Below are 20,018 nucleotides of genomic sequence, written 5' to 3' on the forward strand. Positions count from 1 at the left end.
CGTTTTTTAGCTTATCTTTGCGGTAGAAACAAATAATGACGATTATGAAGTCAAGGGAATACTATATTTCACAGATTTTATCTCACGCCGAGGAACTAAGAAAGAACTTCGGTGTGAAGTCCTTGCGCCTTTTTGGTTCTGTATCCAGAAACGAACAGAAAGAAGGCAGTGATGTTGATATCTGTGTAGATATGGAACCGAAAATGTTCCTTGTAGTTAGACTGAAACGCTTTTTAGAAAACTTATTGGAGTGTTCCGTTGATATTGTAAGAATGCACAAACATATAAACCCTTATCTTCTTAAAGAAATAGAACATGATGGAATAGACATCATCAAATAGAATAATGATTACTATCAGCCATAGAATATTTCATAGCGAAATATAGTGGAAAGAGAAAACCAGCGATTCCCGCTGCTTGTATTTCATATATAATATATAAGGTATTAGGGACTGAAAGAACATCTGAAAACCTTAATGACACCTGAAATGATTATTGCAGACTATTCCCGATGCTTCGGTTCCGGCTCCGCCGCCATAGCCGAGTCTTCCTCTGGCAGTTCATAATGCCTGACGCTGCAGTCTTGTAGGAAAATATGGTTGAGAGTGAAGGCAAGCGATTCCAGGGTTTGTTCCCTGACGGCAGGTTTCAGTTCGCATTCCCATACCACGATCGTGTGCCAGCCCATTTCAGCCAGTTTGTGCATTACCTCAAGATCCCGCTGCTGATTGCGCAGAATCTTATCCTGCCAGAACTTGGTATTAGATTTCGGCACGACGTAGTATTTGCATCCTTCATGTCCGTGCCAGAAGCATCCGTTCACGAAGATGCAGGTGCGGTATTTGCGCAGCACGATGTCAGGTTTTCCTGGCAAGCGTGGATGGTTGAGCCTGTATCTGAATCCGTGCGACCACAGAAATTTCCTGACAAGGATCTCCGGTTTGGTATCCTTGCCTCTGATTGCCGCCATGTTGTTGTGGCGTTGTTCTATGGTTAAACGGTCTGACATTTGATGGGAATATGATTATTAAATGAATGAGCTATGTTGAAGGAAAATAGAACTATTTCCTATATTCTTTCAACACTTCAGCAGTCGTAAACATCGGTTCACCAGGGACATAACTATTAAACTCCTTCAGATGAGCAGCTTTTAAATCAGAAAGCAATTTTCTAATATCAATCTTTCCTATATTAACTTCCTCGTCAAATCTGTAGAAGAAGTAATTTCGCTTAGCACCTCCTCCATCATTTTCATCTACTGTTTCCAGCGGATACCAGGTATTACGCATTCTTTCTTCTGTCACTTTACCCGCAGTATCCTTTACGTGGAAAACCCGATATTCACCAGTTTCTTCAACTCCATCAGTATAGAGAATTACAAAATGGACATTCTGCTTTTCATAGAAATATGCAGAATGCGCACCATCTCGTGCCTCATCATCTCTAAGTTTTAAGCGCACATTATAAACTAAGCTTCCTTTGTCATTATTACCAAGAATCCATTGTAATTGCTTCTCTGATCTATAATAGCCTACAAGAATTCCCCGAGTCAAATCACGTTCCAAATAATGCACGGTGAGCCACGGCGGCGAAACCATAGGCAGCGCTAATTCTTTCTCAACAGAAGGTTGCAATATTTTCTCCGGATCCTTACCCATATTGCATTCATCAATAATGAAATCTTCCTTCAGTTCATTAAACTGCGTCTCCGTTTCTTTCCATTTAGCATAAGGACGAGCATAGGCAAAATACACTTCTCTGTCCTCTCCATAAGGCTTGAAAACTCTGCCGTTTAACTCATAAAAGTGTTTCTGCATGTACAATTCACCATCAATACCCAGTTTGGCTCTCATTGCATAAATGCAATACTCTTTCTGTATAACCTCCCTAATCTCATTACGAAAGATATCTCTCACCTTTCTTTTCCATTGCGTCTTTTCATTAGCTTTATTGCGGGCATAAAGGAATAATACATACAGGAAATTCACATCATACTGCGAAAGGAAGAGCGTATCACGGTCAAAGAGTCTATCAGGAAACTGATATGAAACCGTAGTACAATGCTTACCCTTACCATTATAATGCTTTCGAATATTCTTCTCCCCTGCATTATATCTGTGATCATCATACACAAAACCGCTGATAAAGAAATTCGGAATTACATCATAACCTTCAGTTGCACCAGTATCCTGCAAATGAATATCCTTGAAACTCTCTCTGTCCTTCGCTCTATTCTCCCTATCTTTATCATCAAAAGCCGTTTCATCAGAAAGGAACAGATTGATGTTCCACTGTATTACGTTTCTTGCATAAGTATATTGTTTATAAATAGATTCCGAAGTAAGCGGATGTCCATTCTTATAGTATTTACTGTCACCAATATAATATACTTCCCTATTAGCTTGCGCATCATTCGATGTAAGAGCCAAGTCTGTATAAAGATGATCAACACGCTTACCATCACTCTGGTCAGCAAGCCCTTTCGGTATATTTTGGTGCGGAGTACCAATCAAATCATCTATCATAGCTTCAAATACAACATTAAAGCTCTTGGCAAGAATATATTCCTGAGCATGCGCATTAATAGCAATACGATAAGAATTTTCAAAAAACGCATAGCACAAATCCCAGAGTTGCAGAGCCTTATCTGAGAAATATTTATACTTGATTTGCATGAGCCTCATCTTACCCATACCCCTCAGATATTCTTTAAATTGCTTGCCAGTAATCAGCTCATACTGGATATTGATAGGAGCTTGGAAACCATATTCTTCATTCAGATAGTTCAAAATACTATAATAAATGACAAACAGCTCCTCCTCGAAATTCACGATTCGCTTCTTGTTAACAAGCTTCAAATATACAGGAGCACCATTCCTCTGCATAAAGGCAGAAGAATGGCTAATAGTTTTCGTCCAGTTTATCTTATTGTTTCCCCGATGCATATTTTTGACTGTGAAGAGCACAAAATCCCGGTTTTCACGATTGAATCTGATCAGCGAAAGAACAATATCAAGATAAGTATTCGTGTGCTGCCGCTTGCCTTTTCCTGATTGTGTAATATGTTTATAGAGAATAGCTTTACTATCAGGATTAGCCTTGTAGAATACGCTCAGAGCACGGTAAACCCAAACAGAAAATTCATAAATGAACTTACGATATTCTCTGCTGAGTTTTTTCTGGTCTTCAGGTGTCAAGACCTGCTCTGGGCTAACCATTTCCCCATTTTCAAGAGTCACTCCAGCCAGCACTTCCACTTTCTTTTGAGGATCATCTTTCAAGAGTACCTTAGGTAAAATAAAGACACAGTCTCTCAACTGCGGATTGTAGAAATAACCCACATACTGTACGCTCACTTTCTTGTCTACATCCTGCAAAACATAGATGTCCTTCAAGATATTCTCTACTTTCGAGCTTTCATACTGATGTTCCTCAAATAGAATATACATTATTCGTTCTCCGATTTATTGTTTTGCCAGTTCATCACTCTCTTCAAGAAGTCAACCAGTCTTTCTGTATTTACCTTATCTCCTTCTTCATCGTAGAAATCAGCAAAAGCCAGGTCTCTCTCCATTTTCTTTCCCTTCACTTCCTCTTGATAAGTGAAGAGTGAGGCATCTTCGAAGCCATAGTCTTTAAAGACATCGTTCCAAAGATAGAAAATCACTTTACCTACCAATACATCGGCCGTGATGATAGTTGGTCTCTCGTCTGCTTCATCTGTTTTCTTTATTGGTTTACAGAAGAAATAACCCAATTGTTTATCTGCACTTGATGTCATAGAGGCAATAATTTCATTCACTTTTTGAATGAAGCTCCACCAAGAGAGTTGGGTTTCCTCGCCGATAATTTTCACAGGTTCCCCGTTCGCACCCTCTATCTGGATGTTCCAGTCTAACTTCTCCCCATTCTCATTCTTACCAGGCTTAATCTTGATGTACTTCCAGTCCCAGCGGCGCTTGAAGGCAGAATCGATTGGGAAAAGACTCTGGTCACTGGTATTCATGGTGGCAAGAATACTCATATTAGGTGGCAGGGCCATAAAGCCAAACCAATTCCTATCAGGATATTTCTCGCAACCTTCCTTGTCCAAGCCGAATCTCTGATTCATAGTCGCAGTATATCCAGAGATTTGAAGTTCTTCCAGATGTTCTGCAATATCCGTATCAGCCTTGATAGGATAAGTACTCCATCCGTCGCCACTTCTATCCAAGAGCTGGAAGATATCACCAAACACCTGGGCACAGTTACCACGATTAATCTCCTCGATAACCAGGGCGATTTCCTTCTTCGGATTCATCCAGGCTTGCTTGTAAGCCTCCAGGAAAGCCTGCTCCACAAACTCATAAGTCAAGTTATTACTGGTACCTTTTATCTTATGTGGCTTGTAGCATCCCACAAAAGTAGCATAGTCGCTATCAGGGTGGAAGGTGGTACGGATGCAGGTAATCTTACCTTCATCCTCTTCTTTCTTGATAGTATGAGATTTACCTGTACCAGGAGCACCATAGTAGATGATTTGACGAGGGGTGAAATCTCCAAATTCCAGAGGGCCGTCCTCGGGTTCTTCCAATGGCATAGTTGAATCATTTTTCAACAATTCAACAAATGCATCATAGAACTTGCGGAGATTCTCATTTGGTTCCTGTCCGTCATATAAGCCAAGGTCATCCAAAGACACAACATCTTTAGTAATTCTTTCTTTAGAAGGTTCAAGATATTCTACCAGTTTCAGAGAAATAATAGCATCCCCATTCCAGTTGGCAAGCACATTATGTCCAGTTCTATTCCAATGAAGATAAGAAGCATTACTTTTAGCTCCCTGTCCATGTACTGCAATACAAATTTTACCAGCAGAATAATTCTCCCACTGTTTTATTTGCTTTTGGATTTTACCCCTATTATATCCTTGTCCGGACCTTCTGAAAGAATCATTCTTTATAAAAGGCTCCAGATATTCTTCATAGCCTTTTACCGTTTTATCACCAGTAACAACATATTGGAGATGGGCACAGAAATACTCCAGGAGATGCTTGAAGTTAACGTAGTCAGAAGTTTCTTCACCATTTACATTTTGTATGGTCTCAAAACTTTCCGGATTATTAATCTCCCACATCTCATGAGTTCCTTGAGCATTGCGATACACATATTTTTTGCCAAAGCAATCAGATACAAACTTGACAAAATCTGGAACCATCAACTGGGTATCTTTTCCTTTTGAATCTTTTCCAGGAAACCAATCTACATAAAGATACATTTCTCTTCCATCAACAAAGAATGGATCTGTGTACCATCTTCTTCCATTATCTGTCGAATTACGAGTATTTATTTCCGTTATGTCGGCAAACATAAACATATTCTGCAACTTATATGCACCATCTTTTTTAATAGAGACAGGCACATTAGATTCTTTTGTATTAAAATAGGGGAGCATTTTGTCCAACTCTCCCATCATACGAAAATAATCCAAACATAAATGTACAAAAGTTCTATGTTCTTTAGATATTGCAATAAGTCTATTCTCGTGCGAAGTATCATACGTTGAATCCATTATAGCAAGCAATTTTTTGAAAGAACGAATTTTAGTTAGCAATCTAAAATATTCTTCCTTTGATGCTGTATATACAGATAAAGATTGGCTATTTTCGAAAATATCCTCCAAACCCAAATAATCCTCAGACTTTTCATTTAGAAGCCAGAATACAGGAGTCTGGTTTTCCAATGCGAACCACACAAGATACCATTCTACATTTGCGTTAGAAGCAATATTTCTAATTTGCTTAACAACAGACTTTACAGGTGTACTAGTTTGAGAATCAATCTTAGTACTTCTCTTATTACCTATCTTGCTAAACGCACACTCCACAAAAGAACATGACTGATTTACAACAAGAATACCATCCTGCTGAACTGGAGTATTTGGCAGATAGGTCAAAACCTTCTCAGAAAGTCCTATGTGAGTTTGACCACTAGGAGAGTTATCTCTATTCAACTCTGCATCAGAGAGTTTTTTAACGCCAATCGAATATTCTTTATATAATGTTATCATATCTTTTTTTGTTAAATGTAAAACGGTATCAATCTCAATTCAAAGCAATCATCTACCATTTCGAAATCTAAAGCAGAAGAAAATTCAACTAGGAAATCACGAATCGTAAACCCTTTTTGCTTCAAGTTTTTTAAATAAATCCTTCCATCCTTTCTTCGATACAAAGTAACAGTATACTCCTTAAAATCATTATTGCCAAAGAAACTATCTATGGCACATAAGAGTTTCTCAAAGATAGGATTCCCTACTTCTATTTTTATACTTTCTCTAGATGTACTTCTATACAGAGGAAGCTGAGACTCAATAAAACTTAAAGCATCAACATAGTCCTTCTTATAAATACGAAAAGTTATTCCACATTCTTCACCAGAATCTACCATGCCATAGGAAAGATAGTCGAATATTTCACTACTCAAATTAATACTCGTCTCCCCAGAACATCCAGCGGTTTGCTTCCACCCACTGTCTTGACGCCGAATTTTCTTTACCATTCCCATAATTACATTCTCATTATGTTATTATCAATCAAATAAGATAAAACCGCATAGATAGTATTAACACTAACCGCATTACCAGCTTGCTTATATAAAGCACCATCAGCCACACCAGCTTTGCTAGCATCAGAGGCAAATGAAGAAGGAAATCCTTGCAGCATAAACGCTTCTTGTGGTGTTAATCTTCTTATTGGTATCTCTGCCAGTTCTTCCTTTGACATCCATGTAGAAGGTCTAATTTCACCTTTGCTGTTTACAAACATATCACTATAGTAATTGTCCTGACATGCACGATGCATTTTATGCATAGAAGCCGTAAGGGTTCTTGCTACAAGTTTATCGATTTCTGAATTCGATTTAAACTTACCGCTACCATCACTAAGAATGGTTGGTTTTATCCTCTCTGACAAATAGTACTTCTCTGAAACGTTCTTTGCCAACACATCTATTGTATTGTTATAGAAACAGAGAGAACAATCATTCCGCTCTAATGAATTGAAATGTTGAGACACCAACTCATTTGTAAACTCAAAATCTCCGTATTTTGAACTTCGTGCAAAAATAAGTGTTCTATTTCTCACTTGAGGAAGTCCATAATTAACAGAATTGAAAACATCATGATGAACAATATATCCTTCCGCTGACAATTCTTGCAATATCCTACGAATTGTTTTACCACGATCATGAGTCATTAAATTCTTCACGTTCTCCAACAAAATATACTTAGGATGTTTGAACTTTACAATATCCATTATTCGGAAAAACATCTGTCCCCGGTCCTCTTGAAATCCAGCCATCGCTCCCATCATACTAAATGTCTGACAAGGAAAACCACCAGTTAACAAATCAAAATCAGGTAGCTCGACAACATTACGTTCATCAGAAGTAAAATTAACTATATCCCCTAATTCTAATTCACCTTCGGTATTATAATTGGTCTTATAAGTCAAGACGGCTTTAGACTCGATTTCAGAGAATCCAACGCATATCACAGGCACATGATAATCTTGTCCAACCAAATCTATGGCTCGACGAAATCCTCCAATACCAGCAAATAGTTCTAAATGTCTCATGTCCCAATAAATTTCATAATACCCATGCCAATAGCTCTAGCCAGTTTTACGGGAACAGCATTTCCCACTTGAGCATACCATAAATTCTGAGCTCCGGTCAGCACATAATCGTCTGGAAAGGTCTGGATTCTGGCAGCTTCACGTGGACTTAGACCTCGTGCCTCCCAAGGATGAATATACATATTACAATCAAACTTCATATGAGATGTTATTGTCTTACATATCTGAGTTTCATCCAATTTAAAATACTTATCCTTGAAGATATTATTTCTTCGTGAATATGGCATAATATCAGCTATTGAATCATGCAAAGAATTAGCCCCTTGTGGTAAGCGACGATAAATTTCAATATCTCGAGGGTTATTGTACCTATTCTTATGATTATATAACTTATCAATATGTCTATATCCATTGATGAAATGGTAGAATTCTGTTTCTTGATATACAAACTGTCGTTCAGTAAATCCAGACCGTTCATTCTCTTCATTTTTCCCTATTCTTTTTCTAGATTCAAGATGAGGCAAACCTTCAAGAGCATCCTTCAATACGAACGGAGAACGTCCCTGTTTGAAAATTTCTTCAAAAATATCATCAGGATTTACTCCAACACGATTACCAATCATTATGAAGCGTTCTCTGTTTTGAGGTACACCAAAATCCTGAGCTTTCAAGAGTCTATAATCAAACTGATATTCCTCACCGAGATATTTAGTAAAGTCATCCTTTATCTCTTCTATCTTTTTAGACATCCCTTTAACATTCTCCATTATAAAGAACTTTGGACGTACTTGACTTAAGAAATAAAGATAAGCTTTATACAACTGATTACGTGGATCATCCAGAATTCTTTGGCGATTTGCCATAGAAAATCCTTGACAAGGAGGTCCACCACATACCAGCGTTATATCTTCCAGATATTCTTTATAGTCATCCAGATTCTCATTTAAATCATTAATGTCACCAACAAAATAATGACTATCATCCAGATTATGATTCTTTTTGTATGTATTACAAAACGTTTCGACAATTTCATTCACGAACCATGGTGTAAAGCCTGCTTGTTCCAAGCCACAGCTCAAACCTCCACATCCTGCAAACAAATCGACTATCTTGTATATTTTCTTAGACATTACTCAGTAATCCTTTCTAATTTTCCATTAATATAATATTCCTCGCTGTCTGCCGTATTCTGCACGACAGCTCGGTCGTTTATGAACGGACCAATGTTGTAGTACTTCGGTTTTACTTTTACCGTTCCATTTGCAAGCAAGATACCCCACTTTCCATTTTGCTTAAACGGAATATATCCTTTGTAATATGGGCGCATCTCTTCATATATTGGTGGAACAATCACCCTGTTTTTATGATTGCAGACACCGTATAAGCCATTCTTTCTAAATACATTATATTCGGAAAGACTTGCAGCCTGATTAGCCGCATCTGGCCTTACCTGAGCATTACCATCAGCATGTTCTACAACAACCATTTCCTCATCATCCTCGGAATAATCTGGCTCATATTCAGAATCTGAATCAAGAATCAGATCACGTTTAATACCAGAACCGTCATTATAGCCTTCACTATCATTCACTCCAAGAAAATGATACCGCCAATGACGGTTTGCCATTGGAGTTCCGAAACGGTTATAAAGTCCTACATTGTCCAAGATGACCGTAGTCTCTTTTCCTTTCGATATTCGAAGCCCCCTGCCTACCTGTTGTAGGTAAAGCGAAAGAGACTTAGTAGGTCGTGCCAGCTGTATGAATTCAATATCAGGACAATCAAAACCTTCAGAGAAAATATTGACATTCACTAAGACCTCTATATTGCCATTGGCAAAGTCTGCTATTTTTTGCTCACGCTCAGATGTTGGAGTTGTTCCGTCTATCATACAGATACTTACACCCTTAGCTGCATATAAGTCGCAGATATGACTGGCATGTTTACGATCAATAGCATAGATAATGCCTTTCTTGCCTTTAGCATATTTCAGATAACTTTTATATAAACCAGCCCGTATCTTATCCTTGTCCATTACAGCACTCAACTCAGAATCCAAATAATCTCCGTCAGCTCCCATCCGGGCTATTCCATTGATAGCATGCTGAATCTCTGAATTTGGCTTAATGCTGATATAATCATAATTGGCAAGATAGCCATGATTGACAAACCATTCTATACTCTTTGCCAATACAATATCACCAAACAAAGAAGTAAATCCACAATGGCTCATGCGCCACGGAGTAGCTGTTACACCCAGTTTCTTACTATTAGGGAACATATCCCAAAGTTTCTGGTAGCCGGGTGCCATGCAGTGATGAGCTTCATCTATGATGATAAAGTCGAATTGCTCACGACGCATCAATTCATAATGCCTACGACTCATAAAGGTCTGGATTGACGCAACCTGTATGGACTTGTCCAAATCCAATTTTTCTCCACTCACAATCACTCCATGAGGAATACTCCCCAGTTTCTTGCTTGCCTGTCTTATCAGTTCCCTACGATGAGCTACTATCAGAATTTTAGATTCCCGGCTATGAAGACTGCACCATCGCAAGATGTCTTTAACTATGGAAGTAAAGACAATTGTCTTGCCTGTACCAGTAGGCATCTGAAGCATCACATTGTCTATCTTATCCCAAAGGTCATAAACATTGTGTTTCATTTCTGCCTGGTAAGGACGCAAGCCCGTATCATCCGACTCAATATGAGAGAATCGGATGGCAGGGCACTCGAAGGGGACCACCTTCTCCACTTCCTCGTCAAGATATATGTCTTTATCTGTAATCATATTTGTCTAAATTACATTTTCCAGCCTAAATCCACTGCATTTTCATATATATCCACTGCATTTTTGGCTAGCTTAAACGACAACGGCTTATTTTCTCGAATACAATAACCAACTTGAGCGGTTACTGCAATATCAATAGGAGTAAGTTTACCAGGATTGTTTTTCCCCCATTTATTTAGTGAGAACCAAGCATCTTGACCTATTAACTTCACTTGTTCAATGCATTTTCTTTGTCCTTCTGACAATAAAAGCCCTTTATCATCACTACATCCAAGCAAATCAAAAGGAATTTTGTACTTTTCTCCTTCATTTGCTAGTTTTGATTCAAGCTCTTGCCAACATTGTTTTTTCTTAGTCCATTCATTTACATTAAGTCCTGCATCAATTTCAACTATGTGCTTATATATAAAGGGTTCAATATTCTTAATATATTGCAAGACACGAAAAAGAACAGTAGCCTTAATACTATCAATATCTTTTTGAGGCAACTCTTTTAAAACATATTTATTCTTACGCTTACCATTTGAATCTAATATTGTCTTCTTTATTTTATAACTAATATGCCCATCACCACATAACAGTTTTGCATAGATGTTATGAATATCCAATGTCAACTCGCTAAAAACAGACGGACTGATAACAATCTGTTCATTCCAAATAGCATCAAGGTTGAGTTTTTTCTTAGAATTCAAAGACAAAACAGCCATTGAGTAAGCAACCATATTCGACTTAAAACCCTGTAACGCAATACCATCCTTTCCATATAAAGCATCTATAGCCTTAAAAAGTATAGCTTTGGCAATTGTACGCTGATACGTTAATTTATCAAAATGCGTATCGCCGCTTTTCATTTTATCGAAAAACATTGAATAATTATTCTCTCCACCCTTACAAACACTTGCTGGTTCTTGTTCCCAACTCATAAGAATTTTAGAAAGACTAGTTTTATCAAACATCTGTTTTTTAGGATATTCACTATAGAATTTATTTTCCTCTGCACTAGAATTCAGATGTTTAGCCTTATCTAAATATTGACCACGAGTTCTTTCGAAAAACCATTTATTTATCGGTTTTCCGTTAGAATTTTGCACCCAAACTTCCCTTGATTGCTTTTCAAGTTCAACCAAGAAATTCTCATTGATATTAAAGTCCGACTTTTTAACAGCCGATTGAGTATTAGCAAAGCGAGATATTTTAGGAACAATTTCTGAAAGTTTATTTTTATCTTTAACTACAGAAATTTTCATTGCCACAAATACAGATGACAACTGTTCCTCATCTATGTCTTTTCTACTCATTACCGCACTAATGGCAGCCGTTGTCTGACCGCCATTAACTATTTGCCAAGATTTTATTTTGGCAATAGCAGTATTATCATCATTTAGTTTAATATCAGAAGCCGTCGCCGAAATACCATTGTTATATGCGAAAAACATATCTGGTTCTGGAAGAGAATCTTCAATTCCTTTTTTTCGTTCAGAGGCAGTTGCAACATGTCCTATCAGAGTGTCACGTATACCTTTATTTGAAGTCCCTTTAAATTGTAAAAATGTACGAACATTCATCTCCAATATCCGTTGATGATATTTACGATACACTTTATGCAATACCCGTCCGGGTATTATACACAAATAGCATTTTACTTTATCTGAAACATTAGGCATCTGCACACATGGCAAAGTGCAATTATAATCTCTTTCAAAATCAACAACAATTTGATTTCTACCAGAAAGAATATTATTTTGTTGCATTATTCTCCTTATATCCCACACGTTATATTCACACATGGATCCATCCGACAATTCCAGATTATCTTTTACAAAATCATTAGGAGCAATCGCATTTGTTAGTACAAACAAGCGAATTCTATCAATTTTGCTGCTACTATGAATCAAGTCTGCAACTTGATATAAATCACTTTTCGTGTCATTCATAAATTCACCTAACATTTTTCCACTCATAGATTGTTCATAAAAGCGTCTCAACCAATTGAAATCACGCTCCAATTCCGATGAAGTTATTTTACATCCCGTTTCTGGTGAAACATACTCAGTCAAGAACAAATCTAACGTAGTCAACTCATCATCAACATTAAAAGCCCACCCATCCAAAGCAGCCCCTTTATTTGGAGTATAAGAACAAAAATAAACTTGATTGACATCGCCACAACTTTGAATATAATTCACTACAGTTTCCATCAAGTTATCTTTAGGATGCTCAGCAACCAAAAAAGGTTCATCAAATTTTTCCTTAAACAGTTCCACCTCTGTCAATTCTCTTTCTATCACGTTACCGATAGTCTCATTGACAAAAGCTTTTTGCTCTTCAGCTGGTTTGAAATCATCAAAGATTTCGTTATTATCTAATTGTTCCATTGTTATTTAGTTTTTTTATTGTTTTAATACAAGAGGTTATTTTAAATTCTTTTAATCATTCACCCTCGTCTTTGCTCAGAATATCCCTATCGACTTCTTGAATGAAGTCGATAAAAGAAATGCCTAACACCTGGCAAATATGATGAAGTTCTATGATATCGAGGCGGCGGTCACATGTTTCAACCCTACTTATGAAAGTCTGATTAACTTTCAATAAATCAGCAAGTTGAACTTGAGTAATCCCCAACTTCTCACGCTTACCACGCAAGCGTCCTATGACTTGATGATATAAATGTGAATGTATGCTCTTATCCATATTACCATATTTAATAAGGTGCAAATATATATTCTTTTTACGAATATGCAAAATATGAATATTATTGAAAACCTTAATGACACTTAATGACACCTACCATTAATGACACCTTTTCTCGAAGATTTTACCATTTTCTTATGTATCTCTATTTTTCTACAATAACGTTAAACCAACTCTTTTTCAATGACACTTCCATTTCCCCCAAATTCTCTTTCAAATACCCTTCTCTGCCCGGGTATTTTTTTCTCCCTGCCCACGCAAGAATTTTTCCGTGGGCAGGGAAAAATAAAAGTGGGTACAGAGACGGGGAACACACGCTAATGTTAATGTTGTGAAAACAAACAGAGATAATTGGATGGTTCGGTAGAAAAAGTATATCTTTCCAAACTTTGTCACATATGTAAAAAGAGTTTTTGACTGCTGTCAAAAGCTCTTTTGTCTATTCTCGAAAGTTCTTGTTACGGTAGTGAAAAACTTTCGGAACTTTACTTCTTATTTTGGCCGTTATTGATGAGCGGCGCCTGTCATCAATTTAGACCAAGGAGAGTCGTCTTTTATGGCTGTTTTCAGTACAAGAGGAGCTTTCTTTCGCAATGCTGGTGCAAAGGTACAATTTTTCTGAGCAGAAAACAAGAATATGGCAAAAAAGTTAGAAAAAAGTCTGTAAGTATCTGATTTATAGCGATATATATAAAATTGAATTTTGCATTTAATATCTTTGGGAAAACAAAGGTGTCATTAAGAGTGGGTGCCCCACTCTTAATGACACCCTGTAGGAACCATCCTGCAAAATGACACAGCTTTAGAAAGAACCTTTTTCAACTCGTTATCTATTTGATTTTCAGATAGTCATCACTCTAAAATCACTCAAACAGACTCTATTATTTAATATTAAAATCGGAAAAGCTTGCATATTAGAAAAATAATGCTTATATTTGCAGAAAATTTCAGAAAAAGAGATATTGAGGAGTACGAGGGGAGCTTATGGTGTACAAGAACGCAACAGAATACAATTGCCCCTGGAAGAAATCAAACTTGCCTTCGCTGCATCCTGCGTGGAGGGAACGGCGAGAAAGTTACATTGCCGACGACTTCATCATGGAAATGCAGAGGGGATAGTATTAAGAGAGGGTGTCATTAAGGTTTTAACGGATATATTTGGTTATTAATAATGGAGGATTGAATATGAATAAATTAACAAGAGAAGAGGCTCTTAGACGTTGGGAATCAGCCAAGGCTACAAAGAAAGCCATGGTTGACAAGATGCAGAAGATGCTTTATGAAGACTACAAATTACGTACGGGCGAAGAACCTGTAAACTTTAATGTCTTGTAATGGAGGAATTGGAATTAAATAGAATAAATGCCAATTCTCCTTATATTGTTGAATTGGATTTTTCAACAGGCTTATTCAAGTTTGTAAGCGACTTTGGAGTAAGCTTTAGTGTTGCTTTTGAAAAAGACGAATTGCTGCAAAGCGGAGAGTCATATCAGTTTGCGTTGACTAATTATGAAGGAACCAAATCTCCACGAGATTCCAAAGTTAGAGAAACGGTAATGTGTATTGTGGATGAATTCTTTCATAAAAATCAAGCTGCATTATTATATATATGTGAAACTGGCGATGGAATGCAAAAAATGAGAATTACGCTGCATTGATTATCAGAAGAGACAATCCTCTGTTTAATGATTTAGTATCTGAGTTTACAAATACTATAACTTTATTGAATGGCAAGCCAGATTAATTCGGCTGCATTACTCCCACTCTTCTGGTGTCATGAAGAGTGGGTGTCATTAAGTGTCATTAAGGTTTTACTATCACTTTATCCTTTATTTCACGCCTATTTCTTGCTTATATCAGAAAAAAGCAGTAACTTTGCACGACTTTTCTGAAGCAGCATCTTTGCTTTTTACAAACAATTAGGTTTAATTTTCTAACTATGGGCAATAATACTTCCATTACGGAACACAAAAGACATTACTATCGAGAACTCCTATGCATCGGGGTTCCTATCATCATCGGACAGTTGGGAACCATCATTCTGGGATTCGCCGACACGCTCATGATCGGACATCACAGCACGGAGGAACTGGCGGCAGCAGGTCTCGTCAACAATATCATCACCTTCATCCTCGTTTCCTACATGGGATTCTCCTATGGTCTCACCCCTATCATCGGAAAACTCTACGGCATGGAGAAAACGGACCAAATAGGACAGAAAGTGAAAAATTCCTTCTTCGCCAATATGGTGGTGGGCGTCATTTTCTCGCTCGCTCTGATAATCCTCTACTTCAACCTCCATCGCATCGGTCAGCCCGAGGAATTACTCGCGCTCATACGCCCCTACTTCATCGTCAACCTCATTTCGGTGCTCTTCGTGGGCGTTTTCAATACGCTGAAACAGTTTCTCGACGGAATCGGAAATACCAAGGTAGCGATGTGGGTGATGATCATGGGAAACATCGTCAACATCTTCGGCAACTGGGTGCTCATCTATGGTGTGGGCCCTTGTCCGGAAATGGGATTATTAGGTGCCGGAATCTCTACCTTGGCAAGTCGTGTGCTCATGGCTGTGGCTATGGTGGGCATCATCGCCAGCACGAAGGAATACAGGGAATATCGCAACAATATCATAGCAAGCCGCATCAACGGGGCTGACTTCCGGGAGATGAACCGCCTGGGATGGCCTGTGGCGCTGCAACTGGCGCTGGAATCGGGCGCCTTTACGCTGAGCTGCGTGATGGTGGGATGGCTCGGAACGATTCCATTAGCTGCCCATCAGGTGATGATAACTATCTCCCAACTGTTCTACCTCGTACTCTCTGGTATGGCTGCAGCGCTGGCCATCCGAGTGAGCCATTTCGTGGGACAAAACGACTTTGCTGCCGTCAGGAGAAACGCCTACGATGGTTGGAGACTCAACCTGCTGTTCTCTCTCTGCATGGGCATTCCGGTGTTGCTGCTCAGACATCAGATAGGCGGCTGGTTCAATGATAATGTGGAGGTGCAGCAGTACGTGGCCCTGCTCATCATCATGATGATGCTCTACCAGTTTGGCGACGGTCTGCAATATACTTTTGCCAATGCGCTGAGAGGTATTGCCTGCGTAAAACCAATGGTGACCTATGCCTTCATTGCCTACTTCATCATCTGTCTGCCGTTGGGCTATACGCTCGGTTTTCCTTGCGGCATCGGTATCTTGGGCATTTGGATAGCCTTCCCATTCGGTCTCACCATCGCCGGTTTTCTCTACAAACACCGGTTTGAGAAGGAACTGAAGAAAATGGAAAACATTTTTTTAGAAAAAAATTTTTGATGTCTGAAGGATATTTTGTACTTTTGCCCTCGTAGAATCATCCCCCAAAAAGGAATAGCCGGAGATTCTCATCTGGGAAGAACCGCCCCAGAAGTAAACTTTTTCTATGAGAAGTATAAGTAAACATGAAACAACAGATAGTCTATAACCTGGAAGAATTTGCTGCCAAATATCATCTGACAGACATTTATGGCGCCTACGCTGCCCACTTCGCCATCAACGGCGGGGAAAACAACTGCGTAAGCTCGGAAGAACTGGCGGAAATGGTGAAGGAACGTACGCTCTTCACCAAACTGCTGTTACTGAAACAGGGCAAATGCCTGCTGCATTTCAACAGCAATAAGGACGAAACCCTGGAAGTGAAAACGGGCGAATTTCTCATTGCTTCGCCTAAGGAAATCGTAGCGTTGAAGGAGGTTTCACCCGACTTTGAGGCGGAATGTATTCTGGTGGACGAGCATTTCACCGACCAGCCTACCCGATACCAGCCTTCACCTGAAAAGATGAAAAGCATCGCAGATATTTTCCACTTCGTAAGAGACATTGTAAGGCACCAGCACATCAACAAGATTGAAATGATCAAGAGTATGTTCAACGTGCTCAAACTCATCATTGAGGAACTGCCCTACGAGCAATGTTCCGTTTCCAACGACTTGGGGCACAAGAAGGAAGTGTATGAAATTTTCCTACACCACCTCTACCGCTTCTTCCGCAAGGAGCGACAGATTAGATTCTATGCCGACAAGCAGAATGTTTCTGCCGCCTATCTCTCAAGACTGGTAAGGGAAATCAGCGGTTCTACGGTGAATGAGCACGTTACATCTCTGGTTTACAAGGAAATATGCAACCTGCTCACCCAGTCGGACATGACAATGGGGGAAATAGCCGACTATCTGAACTTCAGCGACCAGAGCGCCCTGACCAATTTCTTCAAGCAACGATCGGGAATGACGCCATTGGCGTATAGGGGAAAGAAATAAGAAAATTTCTGGAAAACAAAATAAAAAATCAAAGCCTGCAAGCGGAATCCGAGAGAGAGATAGATGGATTCGCCTGCAGGCTTCTTCAATGAATGTATATACTTGGATTCAATTAGTTATGGAAAGTTTTGTTTTTCAACTCTTCATATCCCACATTTATTTCAATGTGAACTTATGAGAATGAAGCATTTCCTTAGGGTCGAGTGCCTTGTCGAGCTCCTCCTTGCTCATCAGTCCCTGCTCTATCACGATGTCATAGACTGAGCGGCCTGTGGCATGAGCTTCCTTGGCTACCTTGGTGCTGGCCTTATAACCGATAATCGGATTGAGGGCTGTCACGATACCGATACTGTTCTTTACCATCTCATAGCAACGCTCCTTGTTGACAGTAATGCCCAATACACATTCTTCTGTAAGGGTTTCGATGGCGTTCTTCATCCAGGTAAGGCTCTCGAAGAGACTCTCTGTAATGATAGGTTCCATCACATTCAACTCCAACTGACCTGCCTCGGCTGCAAAACTGATCGTTGTATCGTTGCCGATTACCTTGAAACAAACCTGATTAGTCACCTCTGGGATAACAGGATTTACCTTGCCCGGCATGATGGATGAACCAGGAGCCTTAGGAGGAAGATTGATCTCGTTCAGACCGCAGCGTGGACCTGAAGCCATCAGTCGGAGATCGTTACAGATCTTGGAAAGTTTCACTGCCAAGCGCTTCAAAGCTGAAGAATAGCTTACGTAAGCACCTGTATCTGGTGTAGCCTCCACCAAGTCGCTGGCAGATACGAAGTTCTCACCGGTCAACTTACTGAGGTTGGCTGCACAGAGTTTAGCAAAGCCCGGAACAGCGTTCAGACCTGTACCGATGGCAGTACCGCCCATATTGATTTCGTGGAGAAGCTTCACGTTGCGCTCCAGATTGAGGATTTCCTCCTCCAGGTTGTTGGCGTATGCGTTAAACTCCTGTCCGATAGTCATCGGAACTGCATCCTGCAACTGAGTACGTCCCATCTTGATGGTGTCGAAATACTCCTCAGCCTTGTAGCGGAAAGCGCTGATAAGTCCGGTAAGAGCGCCCACGAGATGAGCATTCATGCGGATGAGAGCGAGACGGATGGATGTAGGATAAACATCATTGGTGCTCTGTCCGCAATTGCAATGGTCGTTAGGAGAAACATACAGATAGTCACCCTTCTCGCGTCCCAAGATTTCAAGGGCACGGTTGGCGATCACCTCATTAGCATTCATATTGACAGAAGTTCCAGCACCACCCTGTACCATGTCGATAGGGAAATTCTCGTGCCACTTGCCGTCTATGATTTCACGGCAAGCCTCAGCCATAGCTCCGGAAATCTCATCATTGATAACTCCGAGAGAATGATTAGTCTGGGCAGCTGCCAGCTTCACGTATGCAATAGCGATGATGAAATCAGGATAATCACACATCGTCTTGCGAGAAATATGATAATTGTTAATACCGCGCTGAGTTTGAACACCATAAAGTGCGTCAGCAGGAACTTTGAGTTCACCTAAAAGGTCAGACTCTACTCTGAATTTCTTTTCGTCAGCCATCATGTTATGTCGTTTAAGTTAGTATTTATTCTATTAGTTATTGTTATTTTTTCTACTACAAAGATACGATGATTTTTGCTGAAGTTATTTATAAAAAACGAACCATTATTTGTAAAAAGCAAACTTGGGGTGTTTTTTTAAAAGTAAAAAAGTAAAAAGGTAAAAAGGTAAAAAGAATTTTTAAAGGACAACGTCTTTTTACCTTTTTACTTTTTTACCTTTTTACCTTTAATACGCTTTCAGCCTGTAGAGCATTCCGATTTCAATACGGTCTGTATTATAATCGGTCAGCCCGGAAGCCTTACTGTAATCATACTTGCGCCCGGTATAGGCGAGGAAGAGGCGGAAATTCTGCGATTTTATTTTAATCCTAGCGTTTTTTGATTTCCCATTCCTCATCCCCCCATTTCTCATTTCTCATTTCTCATTTGTCATTTCTCATTTATAATAGCTGGATGATCAGATAACCGATGCTGAGCGGATTTTCCATGCTATATAAACCCAAAAAGCTACATTCTCCAGCATTTCTGCCGAAGATGTAGCTCTTCTTTTCAATAATCATCATTTTACTTATTCATGCGTAGCGAAACGCTGCTCTGCCAGCTTCTCGTACTTAGTACCTGGCTTGCCGTAATTGGCATAAGGCCAGATGCTGATACCGCCACGAGGAGTGAAAATACCAGTCACCTCAATGTACTTAGGATCCATCAGACGGATGAGATCCTTCATGATGATGTTCACACAGTCCTCATGAAAATCACCATGATTGCGGAAACTGAAAAGATAGAGCTTCAAACTCTTGCTTTCCACCATCTTCACATCAGGAATATAACTGATGCGAATCTCCGCAAAGTCGGGCTGACCGGTAATCGGACAAAGCGATGTAAACTCAGGGCAGTTGAAACGTACCCAGTAATCATTGCCCGGATGCTTGTTGACAAAGGTCTCCAGCACCTCAGGTGCATAATCCATTCTATATTCGGTTTTGGCTCCGAGAGCCTGCAAACCATCTTGTTTTCTATCCACTGTCTTGGTAAATTTTTTAT

General features: G+C 39.4%; 17 protein-coding genes and 1 pseudogene. 5 read left to right on the top strand and 13 right to left on the bottom strand.

The window, feature by feature from the left end:
• The first annotated feature begins 44 nt into the window (after positions 1-44).
• Entirely contained in the window at positions 45-341 is a 297-nt protein-coding gene (locus DW917_RS03125) for a nucleotidyltransferase family protein (RefSeq protein WP_118116486.1), read from the top strand.
• 161 nt (positions 342-502) lie between these two features.
• Here DW917_RS03125 and DW917_RS03130 read toward each other — a convergent pair whose 3' ends face one another.
• The 9 genes from DW917_RS03130 to DW917_RS03170 all read right to left on the bottom strand — a co-directional run bounded on the left by DW917_RS03130 (position 503) and on the right by DW917_RS03170 (position 13,101).
• Positions 503-1,009 (bottom strand): very short patch repair endonuclease, encoded by a 507-nt coding sequence (locus tag DW917_RS03130; protein WP_118116399.1) that lies wholly within the window; start codon positions 1,007-1,009, stop codon positions 503-505.
• 52 nt (positions 1,010-1,061) lie between these two features.
• Positions 1,062-3,449 (bottom strand): restriction endonuclease, encoded by a 2,388-nt coding sequence (locus DW917_RS03135; RefSeq protein ID WP_118116401.1) that lies wholly within the window; start codon positions 3,447-3,449, stop codon positions 1,062-1,064.
• A complete protein-coding gene (locus tag DW917_RS03140) occupies positions 3,449-5,455 on the bottom strand; it encodes an AAA family ATPase (RefSeq protein WP_233524618.1) in 2,007 nt (668 codons plus the stop codon). Before DW917_RS03140 ends, DW917_RS03135 begins: the two co-directional genes overlap by 1 nt.
• A 605-nt stretch (positions 5,456-6,060) precedes the next feature.
• Positions 6,061-6,546: a hypothetical protein gene (locus DW917_RS03145; RefSeq protein ID WP_118116405.1), complete on the bottom strand. Its 486-nt coding sequence runs from the start codon at positions 6,544-6,546 to the stop codon at positions 6,061-6,063.
• 2 nt (positions 6,547-6,548) lie between these two features.
• Complete coding sequence (gene dcm / locus DW917_RS03150) at positions 6,549-7,616, bottom strand: DNA (cytosine-5-)-methyltransferase (RefSeq protein WP_118116407.1); 1,068 nt, start codon at positions 7,614-7,616, stop codon at positions 6,549-6,551.
• Positions 7,613-8,746: a DNA cytosine methyltransferase gene (locus tag DW917_RS03155; protein ID WP_118116409.1), complete on the bottom strand. Its 1,134-nt coding sequence runs from the start codon at positions 8,744-8,746 to the stop codon at positions 7,613-7,615. Before DW917_RS03155 ends, dcm begins: the two co-directional genes overlap by 4 nt.
• Complete coding sequence (locus tag DW917_RS03160; RefSeq protein ID WP_118116411.1) at positions 8,746-10,410, bottom strand: DEAD/DEAH box helicase family protein; 1,665 nt, start codon at positions 10,408-10,410, stop codon at positions 8,746-8,748. Before DW917_RS03160 ends, DW917_RS03155 begins: the two co-directional genes overlap by 1 nt.
• A gap of 11 nt (positions 10,411-10,421) precedes the next feature.
• Positions 10,422-12,785: an AIPR family protein gene (locus DW917_RS03165; protein WP_118116414.1), complete on the bottom strand. Its 2,364-nt coding sequence runs from the start codon at positions 12,783-12,785 to the stop codon at positions 10,422-10,424.
• Between the two features lie 55 nt (positions 12,786-12,840).
• Complete coding sequence (locus DW917_RS03170) at positions 12,841-13,101, bottom strand: helix-turn-helix domain-containing protein (protein ID WP_118116416.1); 261 nt, start codon at positions 13,099-13,101, stop codon at positions 12,841-12,843.
• A 1,185-nt stretch (positions 13,102-14,286) separates the two neighbouring features.
• Between DW917_RS03170 and DW917_RS03180 the strand changes: the two genes are divergently transcribed.
• The 4 genes from DW917_RS03180 to DW917_RS03195 all read left to right on the top strand — a co-directional run bounded on the left by DW917_RS03180 (position 14,287) and on the right by DW917_RS03195 (position 17,397).
• On the top strand, positions 14,287-14,436 hold the full coding sequence (locus tag DW917_RS03180; protein ID WP_022110945.1) for a hypothetical protein: 150 nt from the start codon (positions 14,287-14,289) through the stop codon (positions 14,434-14,436).
• An 8-nt stretch (positions 14,437-14,444) separates the two neighbouring features.
• A complete protein-coding gene (locus DW917_RS03185; RefSeq protein WP_233524619.1) occupies positions 14,445-14,759 on the top strand; it encodes a DUF6169 family protein in 315 nt (104 codons plus the stop codon).
• Positions 14,760-15,040: 281 nt separating this feature from the next.
• A complete protein-coding gene (locus DW917_RS03190; protein ID WP_118116420.1) occupies positions 15,041-16,417 on the top strand; it encodes an MATE family efflux transporter in 1,377 nt (458 codons plus the stop codon).
• Positions 16,418-16,542: 125 nt separating this feature from the next.
• Positions 16,543-17,397, top strand: coding sequence for an AraC family transcriptional regulator (locus DW917_RS03195; RefSeq protein ID WP_118116422.1), 855 nt, complete (start codon positions 16,543-16,545; stop codon positions 17,395-17,397).
• 156 nt (positions 17,398-17,553) lie between these two features.
• Here the strand turns inward: DW917_RS03195 and DW917_RS03200 are convergent, their stop codons facing one another.
• From DW917_RS03200 to queF, 4 genes and pseudogenes are all read right to left on the bottom strand, one after another.
• A complete protein-coding gene (locus tag DW917_RS03200; protein ID WP_022110941.1) occupies positions 17,554-18,972 on the bottom strand; it encodes an aspartate ammonia-lyase in 1,419 nt (472 codons plus the stop codon).
• A gap of 228 nt (positions 18,973-19,200) precedes the next feature.
• Positions 19,201-19,335, bottom strand: a pseudogene (locus DW917_RS03205) (porin); the annotation flags it as partial.
• 79 nt (positions 19,336-19,414) lie between these two features.
• Positions 19,415-19,537, bottom strand: coding sequence for a hypothetical protein (locus tag DW917_RS18060; RefSeq protein ID WP_255415306.1), 123 nt, complete (start codon positions 19,535-19,537; stop codon positions 19,415-19,417).
• A gap of 5 nt (positions 19,538-19,542) precedes the next feature.
• Positions 19,543-19,944, bottom strand: a complete 402-nt coding sequence (gene queF, locus DW917_RS03210) for a preQ(1) synthase (RefSeq protein ID WP_262912620.1) — start codon at positions 19,942-19,944, stop codon at positions 19,543-19,545.
• Positions 19,945-20,018: the final 74 nt, after the last annotated feature.

It is taken from the genome of Prevotella sp. AM42-24, assembly GCF_003461825.1.
Taxonomy (GTDB): Bacteria; Bacteroidota; Bacteroidia; order Bacteroidales; family Bacteroidaceae; genus Prevotella; species Prevotella hominis.

What these genes read in the sequence shown, in the direction of transcription:
- DW917_RS03165 (WP_118116414.1), bottom strand. Translation starts at nt 12,785, where the DNA reads ATGGAACAATTAGATAATAACGAAATCTTTGATGATTTCAAACCAGCT.
- DW917_RS03145 (WP_118116405.1), bottom strand. Translation starts at nt 6,546, where the DNA reads ATGGGAATGGTAAAGAAAATTCGGCGTCAAGACAGTGGGTGGAAGCAA.
- DW917_RS03160 (WP_118116411.1), bottom strand. Translation starts at nt 10,410, where the DNA reads ATGATTACAGATAAAGACATATATCTTGACGAGGAAGTGGAGAAGGTG.
- DW917_RS03190 (WP_118116420.1), top strand. Translation starts at nt 15,041, where the DNA reads ATGGGCAATAATACTTCCATTACGGAACACAAAAGACATTACTATCGA.
- DW917_RS03130 (WP_118116399.1), bottom strand. Translation starts at nt 1,009, where the DNA reads ATGTCAGACCGTTTAACCATAGAACAACGCCACAACAACATGGCGGCA.
- DW917_RS03140 (WP_233524618.1), bottom strand. Translation starts at nt 5,455, where the DNA reads ATGATGGGAGAGTTGGACAAAATGCTCCCCTATTTTAATACAAAAGAA.
- DW917_RS03125 (WP_118116486.1), top strand. Translation starts at nt 45, where the DNA reads ATGAAGTCAAGGGAATACTATATTTCACAGATTTTATCTCACGCCGAG.
- DW917_RS03135 (WP_118116401.1), bottom strand. Translation starts at nt 3,449, where the DNA reads ATGTATATTCTATTTGAGGAACATCAGTATGAAAGCTCGAAAGTAGAG.
- dcm (WP_118116407.1), bottom strand. Translation starts at nt 7,616, where the DNA reads ATGAGACATTTAGAACTATTTGCTGGTATTGGAGGATTTCGTCGAGCC.
- DW917_RS03195 (WP_118116422.1), top strand. Translation starts at nt 16,543, where the DNA reads ATGAAACAACAGATAGTCTATAACCTGGAAGAATTTGCTGCCAAATAT.
- DW917_RS03170 (WP_118116416.1), bottom strand. Translation starts at nt 13,101, where the DNA reads ATGGATAAGAGCATACATTCACATTTATATCATCAAGTCATAGGACGC.
- DW917_RS18060 (WP_255415306.1), bottom strand. Translation starts at nt 19,537, where the DNA reads ATGATGATTATTGAAAAGAAGAGCTACATCTTCGGCAGAAATGCTGGA.
- DW917_RS03155 (WP_118116409.1), bottom strand. Translation starts at nt 8,746, where the DNA reads ATGTCTAAGAAAATATACAAGATAGTCGATTTGTTTGCAGGATGTGGA.
- queF (WP_262912620.1), bottom strand. Translation starts at nt 19,944, where the DNA reads ATGGATTATGCACCTGAGGTGCTGGAGACCTTTGTCAACAAGCATCCG.
- DW917_RS03180 (WP_022110945.1), top strand. Translation starts at nt 14,287, where the DNA reads ATGAATAAATTAACAAGAGAAGAGGCTCTTAGACGTTGGGAATCAGCC.
- DW917_RS03200 (WP_022110941.1), bottom strand. Translation starts at nt 18,972, where the DNA reads ATGGCTGACGAAAAGAAATTCAGAGTAGAGTCTGACCTTTTAGGTGAA.